Source organism: Streptomyces sp. NTD91 (assembly GCF_059510455.1).
The window spans coordinates 96,543-118,016 of record NZ_JCAJZW010000011.1 but is presented as its reverse complement, the minus strand read 5'-3'; the positions used below and the strand labels follow the sequence as shown (position 1 = coordinate 118,016).

Below are 21,474 nucleotides of genomic sequence, written 5' to 3'. Positions count from 1 at the left end.
GGACACACCATGACCGACATACCCAGGGAGCGCTGGACGCTCCACCACTCCTCCCGGGCCCACGCCGGCAGCCGCCCCGACCACCCGGCGATCATCTGCGAGGGCCACGTCACCACCTACGACAAGCTGCACCGGGACAGCAACCGGGCCGCGCACGCCCTGCACGCGAGCGAGGTGCGGCGCGGCGACCGGGTCGCCTACCTGGGCCGCGAGTCCGCGAACTACTACCTGGTGATGATCGCCTGCGCCAAGGCGGGTGCCGTCCTGGTCCCGGTCAACTGGCGGCTCACCCCCCGCGAGGTCGACCACATCCTCCGCGACTCCGGCGCCGCGCTGATCTTCGTGGACGACGAGTTCTGGGACACCGTCGCCACCGTCCGCCACCAGCTGCGCGGACTGCGCCGGGTGATCCGCGTCGACGGGACCGACCCCTACGGGGAACCCGCGCGCGGCGCCGGCCTGCTCGCCTGGGCGGCGGACCGGCCCGAGACCGACCTCACGCCCGGCACGGGCCCCGACGACGCCGTGATCCAGATCTACACCAGCGGCACCACCGGCCTGCCCAAGGGCGCCGTCCTCGCCCACCGCAGCTTCTTCACCCTGCCGCACGCGAGCCGCGCCGCGGGCGTCGACTGGATCGACTGGCTGGCCGAGGACGTGTCCCTGATCTCGCTGCCGGGATTCGGCGTGGCCGGCATCGGCTGGTTCCTGCACACCTTCAACGCGGGCGGCACCAATGTGATCATGCCGCAGTTCGACCCGCAGGAAGCGGTCCGCCTCATCCGCGCCCACCGGGTCACCACCACCTTCGCCGCACCGGCCATGCTCCAGGCGATGGCCGCGGAACGCGAGGCCGGGCCGGAGGCGTTCGCGTCCCTGCGCAAGATCGCCTACGGTGCCGCACCGATGTCGGAGACGCTGCTCAAGCAGTGCATGGAGACCTACCGCTGCGCGTTCGCCCAGATCTACGCCAGCACGGAGACCGGCAGCGTCGCCGTGTGCCTCCCGCCCGACGCCCACCACCCGGGCAGTACCAAGCTCACCTCAGTGGGCCTGCCCTGCCCCGGCAACGAGATCAAGGTGATCGGCCCCGACGGCGAGAGCCTGCCGCCCGGCGCCGTCGGCCAGATCTGCGTGCGCGCCCCGTCCCGGATGCTCGGCTACTGGAACCTGCCCGAGGCCACCGCCCGCACCCTGGTCGGGGAGTGGCTGCACATGGGCGACGCCGGCTACCTCGACGAGGACGGCCACCTCCACCTGTGCGACCGCATCAACGACACGATCATCGTCGCGGGGCAGAACATCTACCCGGCGGAGGTCGAGAAGGCCCTCGCCGCGCATCCCGCCGTCGCCGAAGCGGCGGTCGTCGGCCTGCCGGACGAGCGGTGGGGCGAGAGCGTGCACGCGGTGGTCGTGCTGACGCCCGGCGCGACCGCGACCCCCCGGGAACTGCTGCTGTCCCTGCGGGGCCGCATCGCCGACTACAAGATCCCGGGCGCCTACCACTTCATGGACTCCCTGCCGCGCAACCCCTCGGGGAAGATCCTGCGCCGCGCGGTGCGGGAGCAACTGACGGCACCGGCCAGGGACGTACTCGGGAGCACAGTGTGACTTCACCACGGATCGGCATCCTCCTGCCCACCCGCGAGCAGGCCATCAACGGCATCTATGCCGCGGCGCCCCTGCTCGACTTCGCCCGGCAGGCGGAAGCCCTCGGCTTCGACTCGCTGTGGGCAGGGGACTCGCTCACCGCCCGCCCACGGCTCGACCCCCTCGTCGTGCTCTCGGCCGCGGCGGCGGCCACCACCCGCATCACCGTCGGCACCGCCGCCCTCACCCCGGCCCTGCGCCATCCCCTCATCGGCGCCAACATGGTCGCCAGCCTGAGCCATGTGGCCGCCGACCGTCTGGTCCTGGGCCTCGGTTCCGGGTTCCCCATGGCCGAGACCGAGGAGGAGTTCGCTTCCGTCGGCGCCTCCTTCCAGGGCCGGGTGGGGCGGCTGGACGAGATCACCACGTTGTGGCGCACCGCCTGGCGCTCCCACGACGAGGGTGAACCCACCGAGTTCCAGGGCAGGTTCTGGCAGGCGGAGAACCTGGACCGGCTCCCCGGCCCCGCCGTCGCCGGCGGCCCGCCGCTGTGGCTCGCGGGCAGCGACACCCCCAAGGTGCTGGCCCGCGCGGCGGCCCGGTACGACGGCTGGCTGCCCTTCCTCCCGGACGTCGACGCATACGCCCGCGCCCGCCGCCGTATCGCCGAACTCGCCGACGAGGCCGGCCGCACGGTCACCCCGGCGCTGTACGCCACGGTCACCGTGAACAGCAGCGAAGCCGCCGCCAGGGCGGAGCTGGAGCACTACATCAGCCACTACTACGGCCGCTCCCTGGAGCAGATGAGCAGCATCCAGGCCTACGCCTGGGGCAGTGCCGAGAAGTGCGCCGAGTGGCTCGGCGGATACGTCCGGGCCGGCGCCCGGCACCTGGTCGTACGGATCGGATCGCTGGACCCCGAGCCACAGTTGAAGGAGATCGCCGAGGTGCTGCTGCCCGCCGTGCGCGCCCTCGGCCCGTCCACCACCGTTGGGAGTACGCAGTCGTGACCACCGAGATCGGCACCATTGGCAGCCGGATGTCCAGCGAGGGGCACTGGTTCCACCCCGTGGAGCCCTCGCCCGACGCCTCGATCCGGCTGTTCCTGCTGCCCCACGCCGGCAGCGGCGCCATCATCTACCGCGACTGGGAGCGCCTGCTGCCACCGGACATCGCCCCGCAGGCCGTCACCCTGCCCGGCCGCCACAACCGCCGGGACGAGCCGACGTACGAGGAGTTCTGGCCGCTGCTCGACGCCCTGCACGACGCGGTGCTGAACGACCTGGACGACCGGCCGTTCGCCTTCTTCGGGCACTGCCTCGGCGCCCAGCTGGCGTTCCGGCTGGCCATCCGGATGCAGGAGGAGGGCGGACCGGCGCCGGTGATGGTCGGCATGTCCGGCTGGTCGCCCGAGGGCTTCTTCCAGCCGACGGAGGAGCAGAGCCGGATGCCGGAGCCCGAACTCGTCGAGTGGATCAAGAAGTTGGGGTCCTTCCCGGCCGAGATCTACGACAACCCGGAGATGCTCGCCCTGGTCGTGCCCGCGCTGCGCGCCGACCTGCGGGTCGCCGCCCAGTACGAGGACGACGGCAAGGGCGTCACCTGCCCGCTCGCCTCCTACGGCGGCCGCAGCGACCCGCTCCAGGAGGCCCCGGACGCCATGACCCACTGGGCCGGGCGCACCCCCGTCTACCTGGGCCACAACGAGTACGAGGGCGGCCACTTCTACATCGACACCCACGCCCGTGCCGTCACCGCGCACGTCGCGCACCGGCTGCAGCGGCTGGCCGCCGCGGCCGTGAACTGACCGCCGCCGGCGTCCGTGTCAGCGCCGTGTCAGCGGGGCGCGGGACAGTGCTCGGAGGACTGTCGTACCGAGGACCGTCCCGTGCCCCTCGCGTGCGCCCCGGACACCTTCGGCACGCCCCCCACCAGCACGAAACGACCTAGGAGGGTCGTCCATGACCACCGAAGCAGAACTGACCGGCAGCGCGGCCTCGGCCGCCTCGCCCCCGGACATCGAGGAGGCCGCGGGCAAGCCCGCCTGGGGTGCGCTCTGGGTCGTGCTGGCCGGCCTGTTCATCGCCAACGTCGACTTCTTCATCGTCAACGTGGCCATCCCCTCGCTGCAGCGGAACATGCACGCGACCAGCGCCGAGATCCAGCTGGTCGCCGCCACCTTCAACATCGGCCTGTCCGCCATGCTGATCACCGGCGGCCGGCTCGGCGACCTCTACGGCCGCCGGAAGGTCTTCTCCATCGGCCTGGCCCTGTTCACGCTGTCCTCGCTGGCCTGCGGGATCGCCCCGAACATGGCCGAGCTGATCGTGGCGCGCGCGGTGCAGGGTGCCGCGGCCGCCCTCGTCATCCCGCAGGTCCTCGGCATCCTCACCACGGCCTACGCGGGCAAGGCCCGGGTCGCCGCGTTCAACGCCTACGGCATCACGATGGGTGCCTCGGCCGTGTTCGGCCAGCTGATCGGCGGTCTGCTGATCAAGGCCGACGTCTTCGGCTGGGACTGGCGGACCATCTTCCTGATCAACGCCCCGATCGGCGCGCTGGTGCTGCTGCTCACGCCGAAGGTGGTGCCCGAGTCCCGGGCGGAGGGCCACACCGGCCTCGACTGGACCGGCGTCGTCCTGGTGACCGCGGGACTCGCCGCCGTCGTGCTGCCGCTGGTCGAGGGCCGGGAGCAGGGCTGGCCGACCTGGACGGGGGAGTGCCTGGTGGCGGCCGTACCGCTGCTGGCCGCGTTCTGGTGGACCCAGCGCCGCAAGGCGGCACGCGACAAGTCGCCGCTCGTCCACCCGAGCCTGTTCGAGGACCGCGCGTTCGGCGTGGGCGTCGTCTCGCTGCTGGTGTTCTTCGCCGCGATGGCCTCCTTCTTCCTGGTCCTCGCGCTGTACCTGCAGGAGGGCCGCGGCCTGTCCGCACTCCGGTCCGGTCTGCTGTTCATCCCGCTCGGCCTCGGCTTCTTCATCGGCTCCGCGCAGTCTCCGAAGGTCGCGGCCAAGCTCGGCAAGCAGGTCCTCACCATCGGGGCGCTGCTCCAGGCGGTCGGCAACCTCGCGCTCGCCGCCACCGCATGGGAGCTGGGCAGCACCGGCTCCGTCGCCTGGTGCATCCCGGCCATGGTGCTCGCCGGCCTCGGCATGGGCTTCGTCGTCGCCCCGCTCGCCTCGCTGGTCCTGGAGGGCGTCGCCCCGCACCACGCGGCCGCCGCCTCCGGTGTCTTCTCCACCGCCCAGGAGATGGGCAACGCCGTCGGCATCGCGGTCATCGGCGTCGTCTTCTTCGGCGTCGCAGGCCACAAGGTCAGCGCCCACTCCTACTCCCACGCCTTCGGCGCGGGCCTGCTGGTCCAGGCGGCCATCTGCGTGGCGGTGGCGCTGCTGGTGCAGTTGCTGCCGCGCAGGGCCGAGGCGTCCTGACGGCACCGGACGAAAGAACCCACACCCGGCGGGCGCACGGAGGCAAAGCCTCCGTGCGCCCGTCAGCGCTGCGTCAGAAGACCGTCAGCCGTCTCCTCCACGCTGGCCGAAACGAATCGCCGCTTTTCGGCCGAGCCGACGGAGGACATCCGTGCCCGACACCCTTGACCCACTCCCCGCCTGGCCCATGCCGCGCTCCTGCCCCTACGCGCCCCCCGACGCGTACGCGGAGCTGCGCGAACAGCCCCCGCTGAAGGTGCGCATACGCGGCGGCGAGGCCTGGCTCGTCACCCGCCACGCGGACGTGCGCCAGGTGCTCAACGACCACCGCTTCAGCGCCGACGACCAGCAGCCGGGCTTCCCGATCCGCATCCAGCTGCCGCCCGAGCCCGGAGTGATGTCGTTCAACCGCATGGACGACCCGGAGCACGGTCGGCTGCGCCGCATGGCCATGACCGAGTTCACCGCCCGCCGCACCCGCGCCCTGCGCCCCGAGGTCGAGGCTCTCGTGGAGCAGCTGCTGGACGGCCTGGAAGCCGGCCCCCGCCCGGTCGACCTGGTACGGAGCTTCGCGATCCCGCTGCCGTCGCTGGTGATCGCCCGGATGCTCGGCGTCCCCGAGGAGGACGAGGCGGACTTCACCGAGCAGAGCCAGGTGATCCTCTCCCAGGAGGCCGGACCCGAGGAGACGTACGCGGCCTTCCTGGAGATGACGCGGTTCCTGGACCGGCTCGCCGCGCAGCGCACCGCCGAACCCCGCAACGACCTGATCAGCCGGCTGGCCACCCGGTACGTCGCGAGCGGCGAACTGAGCCACGACGAACTCGTCGCCATGGCCCGCTTCTTCCTCGTCGCCGGGCACGAGACCACCGCCCACCAGATCAGCCTGAGCGTCCTCAGCCTGCTGCGCGACCCGGCCCAGCTGGCCGAACTGCGCGCCGACCCGTCCCTGTACAGGCCGGCCGTCGAGGAACTCCTGCGTTACTGGTCCATCTCGCAGGACAACCAGGTACGCGCCGCGGTGGACGACGCCGAGCTGAGCGGGGCCGTCATCCGCAAGGGGGAGGGAGTGATCGTCGCCATCCCCGCCGCCAACCACGACGAGTCGGTGTACGCCGGCGCCGGCCGCCTCGACATCCACCGCGACGCCTCCGGCCACCTCGCCTTCGGCTACGGCGCCCATCTGTGCCCCGGCGCCTCCCTGGCCCGCATGGAGCTGGAGGTCTGCCTGAGCGCCCTGTTCGCCCGCTTCCCTGCGCTGCGCCTGGCGGTGCCGCCGGAGCAGGTCCGGTTCCGCGAGAACACGATCGTGTACGGCCTGGAGGAACTGCCCGTCACCTGGTGACCGCGCGCCCTCGGCGTCAGCGCCGCGTCAGCGCCCCCCGGCACAGTGGGAACCGCAGCGACACCGGGGCGGCACCACCCGGCCTGGTCGGCCCGCTGCCGTCCGACGAGAAGGAGCAGGCCCGCCATGGCAGACACCGCAGCCCCGGCTCCCACCCGGGCGCTCGTCCTGGGCAACCCCGCCTCCGGCAGCCACTCGCCCGAACTGGTCGAGGAGGTGAGCCGGTTGTGCGCCTCCTGCCTGGAGCACACGGAGGTGCACCTCACCACCGGCCCGGGGGACGCCACGGCCGCCGTGCGCCGTGCCCTGCAACGCTCCGCGCAGGCAGCACCCGGGGCGCCGGACCTGGTCGTCGTCATCGGCGGGGACGGCACCGTCCGGGAGGCCGTCCAGGGCCTCGTGCCCGTGACCGGGAACGCCACCCTCGCGGTGGTGCCCGGCGGCACCGGCAACTCGGGCTACAAGATGCTGTGGGGCGACCGCCCCTGGAGCGAGTCCCTGAAGGCGGTCCTGACCGACGGCGGCATCGGCGGCAGCGCCCGACTGCGCCGCCTGGACCTGGCCCGCCTCGCCGAGACCCGCAACCTCGTGTACCTCGGCGCCTGTTCCGGGGTGATTGCCGACGCGCTGATCACCGCCCGGGAGCTGCCGCTGACCGGGCGGGAGCGCTACGCCCGCGCCTTCGCCGACACGGCCGCCGGCTACGAGCCGTACCCGGGCCGGGTCACCGTCGACGGCCGGGTGGTGCACGAGGGCCCCACGGTCCTCGCCAACGTCGGCGGCGGACCCTACCGAGGCGGCCGGTTCCTCGTCCTGCCCGACTCGCTGCTCGACGACGGACTGCTCGACGTCTGCGTGATCGGCGGCGCCGTTCCCGCCGACCGGGTGCCCGAACTGACCCTGGAAGCACAGCACATGGACCATCCGGCGACCGTGTACGCCCGGGGCCGCACGATCACCGTCGAGCGCACCGACGGCCGCCGGCTCCCGCTCGAGCACGACGGCGAGTACCAGCACGGCATCGGCACCACGGCCACCTTCGAGGTGCTCCCCGGAGCCCTCCCGGTCTGGGCGCCGGCCCTCCCCTGAACCACCTGTCCGAAGAACCGCCAGAAGCAACGCCACGTAAGGAGATCGCCCGCATGAGCGACCTGACCACCACCGTCACCCGCTACCTCGAGATCTGGAACGAGGCGGACGCCGAGAAGCGCGCCGCGGCCATCGCCGAGCTGTTCACCGCCGACGCCCCGTACATCGACCCGCTCGCCGCGGTCGAGGGCCACGAGGGCTTCGGGGCCGTGGTGGCCGGCGCCCGAGACCAGTTCAAGGGCCTCGCCTTCGAACTGCACGGCACCGTCGACGCCCACCACGACCAGGCCCGCTTCCAGTGGGGCCTGGTGACCGAGCCCGGGGCCGAGCCGATCGCCATCGGCTTCGACGTGCTCGTCACCGACGAGAGCGGCAAGATCAAGGCCGTCTACGGCTTCCTGGACAAGGTCCCGGCCGCGTAACACCACCGAGCACTGCGGGAGCACCGGGACGACGGTGCTCCCGCAGCCGTGTTCCCCCTCGGACGTCCCAGCGCACGCACGGAAGGTGTACCCGCATGACCGCCGTCCTCGCGGAGAGCGTCGCCCGGGCGCTGTGCGCCGACTGGGGCGCGACGCACGGCAGTTCCGCCCGCACCGACCGGGGCCGCCGCACTCCGGCGGACACCCCGCTGCGCGAACTCTCGCACTGGGCCGCGACCCTGCGCCCCAGCGACGTGCCCTGCCGGGTGCTGAAGCTCGCCGCGAGCCAGGTGCTCTCGCAGATCGCCTCCATCCGCGCCGGCCTCCAGCACCCGCTCGGCAGACGGCTGGTGGCCGCGTTCGGGCACCCCATGCAGCGTGACCCGCGGCAGGCGGCCGGCGTCTTCGCCGCGCTCGGCTCCTGGCTCAACCTGGACGACACCGCGTACGCCGGTCACCTGTCGAACTCGACGGTCGCGGTGCCGCTCGCCTTCGCCTACGCCCGCCAGCTGGACGGGCTCTCGCTGCTCACCGCGGTCGTCGCGGCCAACGAGTGCGCGGCCCGGATCACCGCCTCCGCGACCCTCGGGCCGCTGCGCGGCCAGAGCGCCGTGCACACCCATCTGGCCGGGGCGGTGGCGGGCCGGCTGCACTGCGACCGGGCGTCGGCGACCCTGTTCGAGAACGCCTTCGGACTGGCCTTCGCGATGCCCAACTGGCCCCTGATGCGGGCCTTCCTGGCCAGTGACGCCCGCCTGTTCAACACCTTCACCCCGGTGCGCACCGCGATGGACGCCTGCGACGCGGCGTACGCCGGACTGCGCGGGGCGCCGGACATCATGGAGCACAGCGACGGCTTCCTGGCCCGCTTCGCCACCGTGCCGCTTCCGCAGGCGGTGGCCAAGGGCCTCGGGCGCCGCTGGCACACCGACACCCTGTCGTTCAAGATGCACCCGGGCGGCCCCGGCATCGACGCCGCCGTGGACTGCGCGGCCGAGATCCACAAGGAGATCGGGGCCCTGCAGCCGCGGGACGTGGCCGAGGTGGTCGTCGAGGCCTCCCTGTACACGCTGTTCGCGGGGGAGCGGGCCGCCCGCTATGTCACCGGCCCCGGCTCCCCGCTCGGCGCACTGGTCCTGGACGTCCCCTATCCGGTCGCCACCACGCTGCTCACCGGCGGCTTCGGCGTGGACGACTTCTCCCCGCCCCACCTGGACGACCCCGACCGCTGGGCACTGGCCCAGCGGATACGGCTGGAGCACGACACCGAGATGACCCGCGAGCTGTTCCTGTCCGACGCGCCGTTCGGCGAGGCCGTGCGGGAGGCGGGGGAGCTGGCCGTGCCGTGGCTGCGCGGCTTCGGCGGTGACGAACTGGTCGACCTGGTGGGCGCGTTGGCCGCCGACGAGCGGGACTTCTCCCGGTCCACCAAGGCGACCGGTGCCCGGGTCACCGTACGTCTGACGGACGGCCGTACGATCTCGCGCACCCGGCTCATCCCCGTCGGCGCGGCCGGGCCGGAGACCCGGGCGGGCCATGCCGATCTGGTGCGGGAGAAGTTCCTGTCGGTGGGCGGCGCGCCGCAGGTCGCCGACACGGTGGACCGGCTGCACCGGATGCGGCCCCGGGCGGTGCGCCGCTGGATCGAGACGGCGTTCCTGGACTGACCGGACGGCGCAGCCGAGGACGCGGGGCCGTGCCGGACGCGCGGCCCACCACGACGCACGTCAGCCCCTGGTCTCCTGCCTCCGCCGCAGCCCCGCTTCCTCCGCCGGCCGGCGAAGGGCGGCCACGAACTTGTACCGGGACCCCCGGTACACCGAGCGCACCCACTCCACCGGGGTGCCCTGCGCGTCCCGGGAGTGACGGGAGAGCAGCAGCATCGGCAGGCCCACGTCGGTGTTGAGCAACTGCGCCTCGCGCGGGGTCGACAGTGAGGTCTCGATGGTCTCGTCGGCCTCCGCGAGCCGGACGCCGTACACCTCGGCGAGCGCCGTGTAGAGCGAGGGGCACGTCGTCAGGGAGCGGCGCAGGCCGGGGAAGCGGCGCGCGGACAGATGGGTGGTCTCGATCGCCATGGGCTCGCCGCCGGCCAGCCGCAGCCGCTCTATGCGCAGCACGCGCTCGCCGGCTGCGATGCCGAGCAGCTCCGCGAGCGTCTGGCCGGCCTTGAGCTCTCCGAGGTCCAGCACCTGGGAGGAGGGCGTGAGGCCCTGGGCGCGCATGTCCTCGGTGTGCGAGGTCAGCCGGAGCGTCCGGTACAGCTTGGGCGGGGAGACGAAGGTGCCCTTGCCCTGGATCCGGTCGAGGCGGCCCTCGCCCACGAGTTCGGTGAGTGCCTGCCGGACGGTGGTCCGCGAGGTGCCGAACCGGACCGCGAGCAGCCGCTCGGCCGGCATGGCCGAACCGGGCTGCAGCGCCTCGGCCATGGCGAGGAGCTGTTGCTTGATCCGGTAGTACTTCGGCACGCGCGCGCCGCTGACGTCGATGGTCATGCCTGCCTTCCCGGCCGTGCCGACGGTCTCCCGTTATAGCGACCAACTGGCCCATGGTCTAGTCCAATCGGCCGGCCGGCTGTGGTTCGGTCCAACGCCGGGCGAAAGGGGCGGATGTGGACGGAGGCGCTCCGGTGACGTTCTCGTAACGGCCGGAATCGGCTTCGCTGACCACCCTTGACACCCCGAAAGGTCTAGGCCAAGCTCCACCGTACTGGTCTACACCATTAGTGGCCAGGTCCCGAGCCCTACGTGCAACAGCGTCGTACGCAGGTCACCGCCGAGGGCGTGGGGGGTTAGTGGCATCCCTGAGGAGGGTGGCGTGAAGCGCAAGCTCGCTGCCGCGATCGTGATCGCGGGCATGATGGTCTCCGTTGCGGCGTGTGGCGGAAACAGCGGCAAGGACAGGTCCAAGGACGCGGGACCGAGCAGCTGGAAGGGTCAGACGCTCACCGTCTGGACCATGGACGGCTCCGCACCGCCGCAGTGGAGCAAGGACGTCCAGGCCGCGTTCGAGAAGAAGACCGGCGCGAAGCTGAAGTTCGAGATCCAGAAGTGGGACGGGATCCAGCAGAAGATCACCACCGCCCTCTCCGAGGACAACCCGCCGGACGTCCTGGAGGTCGGCAACACCCAGACCCCCGCCTACGCGGCCACCGGCGGCCTCGCCGACCTCTCCGACGTCAAGAAGGAGATCGGCGCCGACTGGACGCCCTCCGTCTCCCAGTCCTCCGTGTACGACGGCAAGCAGTACGCCGCCCCGTGGTACTTCGCCAACCGCGTCGTCATCTACAACAAGGCGATCTGGGCGAAGGCCGGCATCAGGACCACCCCGAAGACCCGCGACGAGTTCTTCAAGGACCTGGAGACCATCGGGAAGAAGACCGACGCCGAGCCGCTCTACCTGCCTGGCCAGAACTGGTACTTCCTCGACGGCCTGATCATCGGCCAGGGCGGCGACCTGGTGAAGAAGCAGGGCGACAAGTACGTCTCCAACCTCGCCGACCCCAAGGTCGCCGCGGCGATGGAGCTGTACAAGAAGTACGCCTCCTACTCCAAGGCCCCCAAGGACAAGGACGAGGCCACCCCGCAGCAGGCCACGATCTTCGCCAAGGGCAAGACCGGCGCCTTCATCGGCATGGGCTGGGAGGCCGGCACAGCCGTCCAGGCCAACAAGTCCATCGAGAAGCAGATCGGCTACTTCACCATCCCGGGCGCGACGGCCGACAAGCCCGAGGGTGTCTTCCTCGGCGGCTCCAACCTCGCCGTCGCCCAGAACAGCAAGAAGCAGTCCCTGGCCGAGGAGTTCCTGAAGATCGCCCTGTCCGACCAGTACGAGGGCGAACTGGCCAAGCTCAACGGCGTCATCCCGAACAAGACGTCCCTGCAGAGCAACCTCCAGGGCAACGGCGCCGCCGAGGCCGCCGCCCCCGCCGCTGCCGTCGGCGGCACCACCCCGCTGATCCCGGAGTGGGCCGCGGTGGAGAACACCCCGAACCCCATCAAGTCCTACATGACCGCCGTGCTGAACGGTAAGGCTCCCGCGGCGGCCGCCAAGGACGTCCAGTCCGAGATCGACAAGCGCCTGGCCCAGCAGAACTGATGACCCGCGCCGGGGGCGCCGCGGCAGGCGCCCCCGGCTCAGCCGTTCGTACGGCCGGTTCGGCCACGGAAGAGATGACACCTCATGTCAGTGCAGACCCAAGGCACGGACACGGCCGGGGGGCCCGCTGTCCGCAAGGCCGGGACACCGGGGCCGCCGCGGGACGCGGACCGCGACTCCGCATCCCCGTCCCGCCGCGGTGCCGCCGCCCCCTACCTCCTGCTGCTGCCGGCGCTGCTGGCCACCCTGGTCCTGCTCGGCTGGCCCCTGGTCAAGAACGGCATGCTGTCGTTCCAGAACCTCAACCCCCGCCAGCTCATCCAGCACCTCACCGAGTGGAACGGCGCAGCGAACTACCGGCAGGTGCTGTCCGAGGGGGAGTTCTGGCACGTCCTCGAGCGCTCCGTCTTCTTCACCGCCGCCAACGTCGTCCTCATCATGGGCATCGGCACCCTGATCGGTCTGCTGCTGGCCCGCCTCGGCAGGAGAATGCGGCTGCTGCTCATGGTGGGCCTCGTCCTCGCCTGGGCCATGCCCTACGTCGCGGCCACCACCGTCTACCAGTGGCTTTTCGCCCAGCGCTTCGGCGTCGTCAACTGGGTGCTGGACAAGCTGGGCTGGCACTCCATGGCCGACCACAACTGGATGGGCTCCCAGCTCTCCACCTTCTCCGTGGTCGTCCTGCTGATCGTGTGGCAGTCGGTCCCGTTCGTGGCGATCAACCTGTACGCCGCCACCACCACGATCCCCAAGGAGCTGTACGAGGCCGCGTCCCTGGACGGCGCGGGCGCCTGGAAGAGCTTCACCTCGGTGACGCTGCCCTTCCTGCGGCCGTTCCTGTACGCCACGACCTTCCTCGAGGTCATCTGGGTGTTCAAGTCGTTCACGCAGCTCTTCGCGATGAACGAGGGCGGCCCCGACCGCCTCACCGAGACCCTGCCGATCTACGCCTACGTCGAGGGCGTCGGCAACCAGCACTTCGGGGTCGGCGCGGCGATCTCCTTCCTGACCATCCTGGTCCTGCTCGTCATCACCTCGTACTACCTGCGCATGGTGCTCAAGCAAGAGGAGGACGAGCTGTGAAGCGCTCGCTCTTCGTCCGGATCTGGCCCAACGCGACCGCCGTCGTCCTCTTCGTCGGCTTCGTGTTCCCCGTGTACTGGATGTTCGCCACGGCCTTCAAGCCGACCGGCGACATCATCGCCGACAACCCCGTGTGGTTCCCGACGAACGTCACCCTCGGCCACTTCAGGAAGGCGGTCGACGCCGACCACTTCTGGACGCTGGTCGGCAACTCCGTGACGGTCACCGTCCTTTCGGTCGTGTTCTCGCTCGTCATCGCGCTGTTCGCCGCCTTCGCCCTCGCACGGATGCGGTTCCGGGGCCGGCGCGGACTGATCGTGACGTTCATGCTGGCGCAGATGGCCCCCTGGGAAGTCATGATCATCGCCATCTACATGATCGTCCGCGACAACGACATGCTCGACAGCCTCGTCCCGCTGACCGTCTTCTACACGATGATGGTGCTGCCGCTCACCGTCCTGACGCTGCGCGGCTATGTGGCTGCCGTGCCCAAGGACCTGGAGGAGGCGGCGATGGTGGACGGCTGCACCCGCATGCAGGCCTTCGTCCGGGTCATCCTCCCGCTGCTCGCGCCCGGCCTGATGGCGACCTCGCTGTTCGGCTTCATCACCGCCTGGAACGAGTTCCCGCTCGTCCTGATCCTCAACAAGGACGTCGAGAAGCAGACCCTGCCGCTGTGGCTGTCGCAGTTCCAGACCGCCTTCGGCGACGACTGGGGCGCCACCATGGCAGCGTCGTCCCTGTTCGCGCTGCCCATCCTGATCCTCTTCGTCTTCCTGCAACGCAAGGCCGTCAGCGGCCTGACCGACGGCGCCGTGAAGGGATGACCCCGCCGATGACCACACTCGCCACCGGCCCGGACACCCTCACCCGGGACGCCCTCGCCGTGCTGCAGCCGGGATTCGACGGCACCACCGCGCCCGACTGGGTGCGCCGCCGCCTCGGCGAAGGGCTCGCATCCGTCGCCCTGTTCGGCCGCAACGTCGTCACCGAGGGCCAGGTCACCGCGCTCACCGCGGAGTTGCGGGCCGAACGCGACGACCTGCTCGTCGCCATCGACGAGGAGAGCGGTGACGTCACCCGCCTCGACGTGCGCACCGGCTCCTCCTTCCCCGGCAACCACGCCCTCGGCGCCGTCGACGACCCCGGCCTCACCCGGGCCGTCAGCCGCGAGCTGGGCCGGCGTCTGGCGGCCTGCGGCGTCAACTTCGACTGGGCGCCGTCCGCCGACGTCAACGCCAACCCCGACAACCCCGTCATCGGGGTGCGCTCCTTCGGCGCGAGCAGCGACCTGGTCGCCCGGCACACCGCCGCCTGGGTCGAGGGCCTGCAGTCCACCGGCGTCGCCGCCTGCACCAAGCACTTCCCCGGCCACGGCGACACCAACGTCGACTCCCACCACGCGCTGCCCCGCATCGACGCCGACGCGGAGACGCTGTACGAGCGAGAACTGCCCCCGTTCCGCGCGGCCATCGCCGCCGGCACCCGCGCGGTCATGAGCGCGCACATCCTCGTGCCGGCCCTCGACCCCGACCGCCCCGGCACCCTCTCCCACCGCGTCCTCACCGAACTGCTCCGCGAGGAACTCGGCTACCAGGGCCTGATCGTCACCGACGGCATGGAGATGCGCGCGATCTCCGGCACCTACGGCCTGGAGCACGGCGTGGTCCTGGCGATCGCGGCCGGTGCCGACGCCATCTGTGTGGGCGGCGGACTGTGCGACGAGGGCACCGTACTGCGGCTCAGGGACGCGCTCGTGGCCGCCGTACGCTCCGGCGAACTGCCCGAGGAACGGCTCGCCGACGCGGCCGCCCGGGTACGCGACCTGGCCCGGTGGACCACGCGGACCCGCGGCCACGCGGCGGCCGCCGCGGCCGACCCGCAGATCGGTCTGGTCGCGGCCCGCCGCGCGCTCAGGGTGACCCGCACGGGCCCCGCCGCACCGGTCACCGCGCCGGTGTACGTCGCCCAGTTCGAGCCGGCCCGCAACATCGCCGTCGGCGACCAGACCCCCTGGGGCGTGGCCGCCGAGCTGCAGCGGCTGCTGCCCGGCACCGCCGCCGGCTCCTTCACCGGCGACGGCGACGCCGGCCCGCGCGTCCTCGCCGCCGCCGGCGGCCGCCGGATCGTCGCCGTGGTGCGCGACGAGCACCGGCACGCCTGGATGCGCACCGCCGTCGACACCCTGCTAGCCGCCCGCCCCGACACCGTCGTCGTGGAGATGGGCCTGCCCGAGGCCGCCGCGCGCGGCGCCCTGCACATCACCACGTACGGCGCGGCCCGGGTGTGCGGGGTGGCGGCGGCGGAGGCGGTCGTGGCGGGCTGACCGCGGGGACGCCCGCCCGGGCAGCCCGTCGACCGCCCGCGCCGACCGGAGGTCAGATGTCCCGGAAGAGACCAGCGGACGGCGTGACCTGCTGCGATGACGGTCGTGCGTCGCTGACTTGCACGAACGGCCTTTCGGCTGTTTCACGCTCGTACCCGTTGATGCAGCCGGAAGTCCCAGAAGAGTCCCAGGGGACTCCGACTGACCGTAGGCACTCTTTCGGCTAGCGCAGGCCGTACGGGCGCGGTGTGGGCTGATGTTCGTGCATCGGTGGTCCGCCCTGAATGAACGGCAACGCGCACTTCTCGAACGGGTCGCGGTCAGTGAAGATCACGCGGCCTGGGAGCCGGATGGCTGGCGGTCGGCTTACGCTCCGCGCGACCGTGGGCTTCCGGGCGTCAGGTGCCGTGGCGGGGGGCGTGCGAGGTCACCGAGGCCGGCCGCTTCTGCCTTCGGCATGGCCGTCATCCCGACAACCCGACGTTTACAGGCAGTGGCGGCCAGGAGGTGTCCGCCGACACTGCGCCTTCGGCGGCAGGCGCCGGGTGGCGCGGTTCCACAGGACGGCGGAGGCGCATTCCGATGAGTCGGTGACCTCGGCGAAGGCGATGAAACAGCGCGCTTGAATGCGAGTGGGGCAGCGAGAGCGGCCGGGTGCCTCAGTGCAACTCGATGTGGGATTCACCAGAAATCATGCCCCGTGATTCGGTTGGATGACATTGCCAGGAGGCTTCTGGCGGGCGCAGGGCTGTGCACGAACGAGGGGGAACAGCCATGACATCGACGTGGGATGCCGCGGAGTGCGACGGATTCCGGTCGGCCGTACTCGCCCTGACCAGGCGGCGAGTCGAGATCTACAGGGACGCAGGCGAGACATGGCGGTTCGCCGAGAGCCTGAAGTCCGTGAGTGAGGACACCGCCCAGGAGTACGAGGGCCGCACGATCCTCGAACTCGTCCAGAACGGCCACGACGCACTCGGTCAAGCCGCCCCGGGAAGGATCGCCGTCCTGGCGGTCAGCCGGGAGGACGGCGGCGTCCTCTACGTCGCCAACGAGGGGGCGGTGTTCGCTGAGAAGAACTTCCGCGCCATCACCGAGCTGGCCCTGTCGAGCAAGACGGCCGGTGAGGGCATCGGAAACAAGGGCCTCGGCTTCCGCAGTGTGCTGCAAGTGACGGACTGGCCGGAGATCTACTCGAAGTCGTCCTCCGACTCTCAAGTGTTCGAAGGCTATTGCTTCCGCTTCGCCAGGCCCGAGGATGTGCGCTCCCTGGTGGAAGACCCGGCACTCGCGACCCGGGTGATCGAGGACATCTCCCCGCTGGCGCTGCCTGTACCGGCCGACGTCACCGATCCCGTGCTCAAGGAACTCGCCGAGGACGGGTACGCCACGGTCGTACGGCTGCCGCTGCGCGACCGGCACGCCTGGGGACTCGCCGTGGCACAAGCGGAGGACGTGGTGAACGGTGAGGCGCCGCTGCTGCTCTTCCTCGACCGGGTGGCCGAACTCCTCGTCGAGGTGCGGGACGGCTCGGACACCGCTTTCCGGCAGGTTCTCTCGCGTACCGAGCGCACATCGGACCTGGTCACCGCAGGCGAGGACGACTGGGTGCGGGAGGTCGACCTCGCCGAGGCGGGCCGCTACCTGCTGGCGCGTCGCACTCTCGATCCCGAGGCCCTGAGCGGAGCGATCAGCCGTAGCGTCCAGGCGCGCGAGATCGACGCCGCCTGGGAGAACTGGGACGCCGAGGCATGGGTGGCGGTCGCGCTGCGCCTCGACGCGCCGCTCCCCAACGGCCGCATGTACACCTTCCTGCCGATGGCCGAGGGCGTCCACGCACCGTTCCCCGGCCACGCCCATGCCCCGTTCTTCACCAAACTGGCTCGCCTCGACATCAGCGAGGCGATGGCCCTGAACGCCTTCCTCCTCGACCAACTCGCTCTGCTGACGGTGGAACTGAGCAGGCGCATTCGTTCGGAGACCCCGTACCTTGTCGCCGCGGACCTCGTCCTTGACCTCATGTGCTGGGACGTGCCGGACCGGCTGGACGCGGCCCTGGACGGGAGGCTCGCCGCTGAACCGATCGTGCCCCTGCACGGCAGGGAAGCGTGGGGCTCGTTTCAGGACTCCTACGGATGGCCCGACGGCAAGCGCTCCTGGCGCGTACTCACCACCGAGGCACTCACGAAGGCCGGAGCCGACCTGCTGACGCCGTCTGTCAGTCCTGTCCGCCACGCGCGTCTGGACAAGCTGTGCAGAGCCGTCATCTCCAGGCCCTTCCGTCCGCCGGCGCCCCTGGTCGCCACGTGGGCAGAAGCCGTGGCCCGGTCTCTGCTCGGCGGTACGGAACCGGAAGGGCAGGTATGGGCGGACTTCTACAGCGACCTGTCCCATGCGTTCGCCCGGGACCAAGGTGTGTTGCGAGGCCGACGCATCATCCTCGACCAGGACGTGCGGCTGAGAAGCGCGCTCGGCGGCCGGACCGATTCCGGCAGGCAGGACGCGACCGTATTCTTCCACCCCGAGCCCGACGAAATTGCGGACGGTGAGACCGCCACCCGGGTGCCGGGGGATCTCAAGGCACTCCGGCGCCGTATCTCCTTCACTCACCCGGCGATCGCCTGGGACAGCGCCGGGCGCGGGTTCCTCGAGCGCAACGAACTGGTCCGCCCGTACCAACTCGACCGGGTCTTCGACGCACTGGACGACCTGCTCGGCGGCCATCCCTCGGAGGCGCTCGGCCGCGACGCCCTGACCTTCGCCTTCCGGCAGTACCCGCTGCTCACCCAGGCCCAGCGCCGACGGCTGGCCCACATTCCCTTCCGGCTGCCACTGGCTGACACCGGCAGGTGGGGCAGAGCCGCACGCTGCTCCTTCTCACCCGCATGGGGCACCGAGGGAGCGCGGCGGCTGGAGCGGTTCCTCGCCGAGGGAGGATCCGGGATCCCGGCCCTGGCCGCGCAGCGGGACCAGTGGATCAGCGGCCCCGACGACTGGCCCGCGCCGGTACGGGACCGGGCGGCCTACACCGAGTTCCTGCAATCCCTCGGTGTGTGCGACGGCCTGCGGCCGGGAGCCGTCGGGGAGCGACTGGGAGCCCGCCAGGGACACGAACTGCGCCTCACGGGACTCGCCGCGGGCTTCGGGCTGGGGGACGCGCTCACCGATGCCTGGTGCGCCGACGTCAGGAGCGACTGGACCCGATTCCAGCACCCTTACACGCCCTACGAGTTCACGCACCCGCCTGCCCACCTGACAGGAGCGACCGAGGTGGCCGGACTCGGCTCCGCCGCCCGGCGTGAGTTCGCCGAGCTGTTGATGCACGGGCTGCGCACCTGGGGCGAGGAGGTCTTCACCGTCACCGTGCACAGGCCCACCTACTCCTTCAAGGACGCGCACACCTGGCCCACTCCTCTGGCCTCCTACCTCCGAGGCATGGCCTGGCTGCCCGTGGAGGAGCCGGATGGCCCCTCCTTCGTCGCACCCCGGCGGGCCTGGTTCAGCACCGACGGGGAACTCCCGGCCTTCGTCCCCGCGTTGCCCTTGTCGACGCGCCGCCTGCTCACCGACAGGAATGTCGTCGAGCGGATGCTCCGGCTCGGCCTGCGCAGGTGGGAAGATCCACAGCACGCGGGGGCGGCGGTGAGTCAGCTCGCTGACGTGCTCGACAAGGGCGACGTGCCCGAGTACCTCAGCGTCTCCTTCAAACGGCACTACGAACGGGCGTGGTCGAACGTCGTACGGACGGGCCAGTGGCCCTGGGCGCCGAGGGAAGAGGTGCGCCTCGTGGTCAGCCGCACCCACGAGCTCGGCACCTTCACCCCGTCGGCCGACGAAGCACCCGTCATCGTCTGCGACGAGGCGGATCCCCTGAAGGAGGCGCTCATCGAGCCGGCGGGGCATCCCGTCCTCGTCGCACCGGCGGAGTCCGGTGACGCCGTCGTCCGCCTGGCCGAGGCGAACGGGCTGAGGGTGCAGCGCACGTCGACCACCAACGTGCAGGTACGTCACCGCGACGGCGCCCCCATCGCGCCGTCGAGTCAGGCGGCGGTGTTCATCCGGGAACGGGAGTGGCTGGTCACCGTGGTCGCCCTCGCCATGGAACTCAAGTCCGGGGCATTCGTGCGCCGCAGCGAGCGCGGTGTCCGGGCCGCGCTCGAACGGCTCCGCCGCCTGCGCGTCGTACACGCCGACGATGTGGAGATCACCGTTTCCGGGACGCCGGCCGAGCCGCCGTCGTCGACGCGCGCCCTGCCGTTGCCGGACGACGAGTACCCCACGGTGGTCGTCTGGAGAAGCGACGAGGGGTGGGACGAACTGCAGGCGGCGACACCTGCCGTCGCACAACTGCTGGGCAGGCCGTGGTTGCAGGACGCGCTGGAACTGGTCCTCGTCAAACTCGAGCGGAGCCTCGGCGGCAGCAGCCCGGCGCTCGTCGACGACGCCGTCCTCGCCGCCGCTCTGGACACGACCCAGGCCAAGGTCGCCGAGATCCGGCGCAACCTCACCGGTGACGTGCAGGACACGGTGAGACTGCTCCGCCCGGTGCTGGCATGCCTGGCCGCCGACGCCTGGAACGAGGAGGCCGCCCACCTCCTCGGTCGTGCGGCCGGCGAACGCGAACTCGTCGGGATCATCGACCGGCTCGCGCCCGGTCTGCCGCTGCCGTCGGCGGAACTGGTCGCCCTGGCCCGCTCCTGCACGAGGCCGGCGGAGCTCAGGGACGAACTGGGACTCGACTTCCAGCAGTTCAACGCCGCACTGGTCGCCCTCGGGTACCCCCCGGAGTACTACCCCGACCGCCACGAACAGGCCTTCGGCGACTTCGTACGGGCTCGCTCCGGAATCCTCCTCGACCGGCTCCGCGAGCGATACGCCGTCGCCGCGCAGCAGGGTGAGGACATCTCCGGCTACGCCGCGGCCCGCGGTCTTCACGACCTCCAGCCGGACCCGGACTGGCTTCCCCGGTTCATCACCCCGCCGGAGGAGGCGATGCGCGACAGGGTGCGGGAATGGCTCCGGGCGCGCGGAGCTGACGACGACCTCGAGCGGCCCACCGAACTCGAGCCCCTCGACCGGCTCCGGGCACGCAACACGGCCGCACTGGACGCGCTCGTGCCGGTGCTGCCCCCACTGGTGACCGCCTGGTGCCGCCGTCACGGCGTCCAGGTGCCTGCGGGGTGGCACGGGGCGGTGCTGCTGGAATGCAGGAGTTTCATCGACGGTACCGGGCTGGGCGACCTGCTGCCGCTGAGCGAGAGCCGTCTGCTCGATGCGGTGGGACGAGCCGTGGGGTGGCCCGCCGGGATGCCGCACGCCGCGGACCCAGCGGCGCTGGGCCTCACCGACAAGGACCTCGCACGGACGGCGGCACGGGCCCGGGATTCGGGTGTCTCCACGATCGTCGCTCCGCGCACGATCACCATCGGGGATGCCGAGGTCAGGGTCGGTAGCGATCAGCTCTCCACCATCGCGGACATCGCCTCGAGAACCATCGACGAGGCCTTCCTCGCCCAGTCGGGCAGGGTGCGCCTGGACACCGTGGCCGGTGTGCCCCGGCCACGCAGCGGGGGCGGATCCTCCGTCAGGCCGCGCATCGTCGTCGCGAAGACGAAGCGGACTACGGAGGACCAGCGGTCCGCCATCGGTCTCGTCGGGGAGGTGGCAGCGCGCGCCTGGCTCCAGCGCCACTACCCCGACGTGCGGTGGACCTCGGGCTATGCGGCCGTCGTCAACGGAGACGACGAGGCCTCCGACTCCCTGGGCTACGACTTCGAGGTCACCTGGCGTGACACCACCCGGCTGTACGAGGTGAAGGCACTGAGCGACCCATGTGCCGAGCGGGTGGAGTTCGAACTCGGACCGTCCGAGGTGGAAGCGGCCCGCCGCCACGCCCGGGGCAACCGCTACCGCATCCTGTTGATCACCTCCGCCCTCGTGCCGGAGCAACGCCGCGTCTTCGACCTGCCGAACCCGCTCTCGGCCCAGGGTCGTGACCGCTTCAGGATGGTCAGCCGGGGGGTGCGCTATCAGTGCTCGCCCTCGGGGAGGGGGTAGCGCGTTCGAGGCGACACACGGAGGGCGGTGGCA

At 71.3% G+C, this 21,474-nt stretch carries 14 protein-coding genes; 13 read left to right on the top strand and 1 reads right to left on the bottom strand.

What is annotated here, in order from left to right; genetic code table 11:
* Positions 1-9 precede the first annotated feature (9 nt).
* The 8 genes from AC5WRT_RS14815 (at position 10) to AC5WRT_RS14780 (ending at position 9,544) form a co-directional block, all read left to right on the top strand.
* Positions 10-1,611, top strand: a complete 1,602-nt coding sequence (locus tag AC5WRT_RS14815; RefSeq protein WP_496094152.1) for a long-chain-fatty-acid--CoA ligase — start codon at positions 10-12, stop codon at positions 1,609-1,611.
* A complete protein-coding gene (locus AC5WRT_RS14810; protein WP_496094153.1) occupies positions 1,608-2,600 on the top strand; it encodes an LLM class flavin-dependent oxidoreductase in 993 nt (330 codons plus the stop codon). Before AC5WRT_RS14815 ends, AC5WRT_RS14810 begins: the two co-directional genes overlap by 4 nt.
* A gap of 29 nt (positions 2,601-2,629) precedes the next feature.
* Positions 2,630-3,397, top strand: a complete 768-nt coding sequence (locus AC5WRT_RS14805; RefSeq protein ID WP_496094222.1) for a thioesterase II family protein — start codon at positions 2,630-2,632, stop codon at positions 3,395-3,397.
* 154 nt (positions 3,398-3,551) lie between these two features.
* Positions 3,552-5,021: an MFS transporter gene (locus AC5WRT_RS14800; RefSeq protein WP_496094154.1), complete on the top strand. Its 1,470-nt coding sequence runs from the start codon at positions 3,552-3,554 to the stop codon at positions 5,019-5,021.
* 151 nt (positions 5,022-5,172) lie between these two features.
* Positions 5,173-6,366, top strand: coding sequence for a cytochrome P450 (locus tag AC5WRT_RS14795; protein WP_496094155.1), 1,194 nt, complete (start codon positions 5,173-5,175; stop codon positions 6,364-6,366).
* Positions 6,367-6,492: 126 nt separating this feature from the next.
* The gene (locus AC5WRT_RS14790) at positions 6,493-7,455 is read left to right on the top strand and encodes a diacylglycerol/lipid kinase family protein (RefSeq protein ID WP_496094156.1); all 963 of its coding nucleotides are present in this window, start codon (positions 6,493-6,495) and stop codon (positions 7,453-7,455) included.
* Between the two features lie 53 nt (positions 7,456-7,508).
* Positions 7,509-7,877, top strand: coding sequence for a nuclear transport factor 2 family protein (locus AC5WRT_RS14785; RefSeq protein ID WP_496094157.1), 369 nt, complete (start codon positions 7,509-7,511; stop codon positions 7,875-7,877).
* Positions 7,878-7,972: 95 nt separating this feature from the next.
* On the top strand, positions 7,973-9,544 hold the full coding sequence (locus tag AC5WRT_RS14780) for an MmgE/PrpD family protein (RefSeq protein WP_496094158.1): 1,572 nt from the start codon (positions 7,973-7,975) through the stop codon (positions 9,542-9,544).
* Between the two features lie 60 nt (positions 9,545-9,604).
* Here AC5WRT_RS14780 and AC5WRT_RS14775 read toward each other — a convergent pair whose 3' ends face one another.
* Entirely contained in the window at positions 9,605-10,372 is a 768-nt protein-coding gene (locus AC5WRT_RS14775) for a GntR family transcriptional regulator (RefSeq protein ID WP_496094159.1), read from the bottom strand.
* Between the two features lie 322 nt (positions 10,373-10,694).
* On the opposite strand from AC5WRT_RS14775, the gene AC5WRT_RS14770 reads away from it, so the two are divergent.
* The 5 genes from AC5WRT_RS14770 to AC5WRT_RS14750 all read left to right on the top strand — a co-directional run bounded on the left by AC5WRT_RS14770 (position 10,695) and on the right by AC5WRT_RS14750 (position 21,441).
* Positions 10,695-11,975 carry an extracellular solute-binding protein gene (locus AC5WRT_RS14770; RefSeq protein ID WP_496094160.1) on the top strand — a complete coding sequence of 427 codons (1,281 nt, stop codon included), beginning with the start codon at positions 10,695-10,697 and terminating at the stop codon, positions 11,973-11,975.
* 84 nt (positions 11,976-12,059) lie between these two features.
* On the top strand, positions 12,060-13,058 hold the full coding sequence (locus AC5WRT_RS14765) for a carbohydrate ABC transporter permease (RefSeq protein WP_496094161.1): 999 nt from the start codon (positions 12,060-12,062) through the stop codon (positions 13,056-13,058).
* Positions 13,055-13,885, top strand: a complete 831-nt coding sequence (locus AC5WRT_RS14760) for a carbohydrate ABC transporter permease (protein ID WP_496094162.1) — start codon at positions 13,055-13,057, stop codon at positions 13,883-13,885. Before AC5WRT_RS14765 ends, AC5WRT_RS14760 begins: the two co-directional genes overlap by 4 nt.
* Positions 13,886-13,893: 8 nt before the next feature.
* Positions 13,894-15,384, top strand: a complete 1,491-nt coding sequence (locus AC5WRT_RS14755; protein WP_496094163.1) for a glycoside hydrolase family 3 protein — start codon at positions 13,894-13,896, stop codon at positions 15,382-15,384.
* Between the two features lie 774 nt (positions 15,385-16,158).
* Complete coding sequence (locus AC5WRT_RS14750; protein WP_496094164.1) at positions 16,159-21,441, top strand: sacsin N-terminal ATP-binding-like domain-containing protein; 5,283 nt, start codon at positions 16,159-16,161, stop codon at positions 21,439-21,441.
* Positions 21,442-21,474 lie beyond the last annotated feature (33 nt).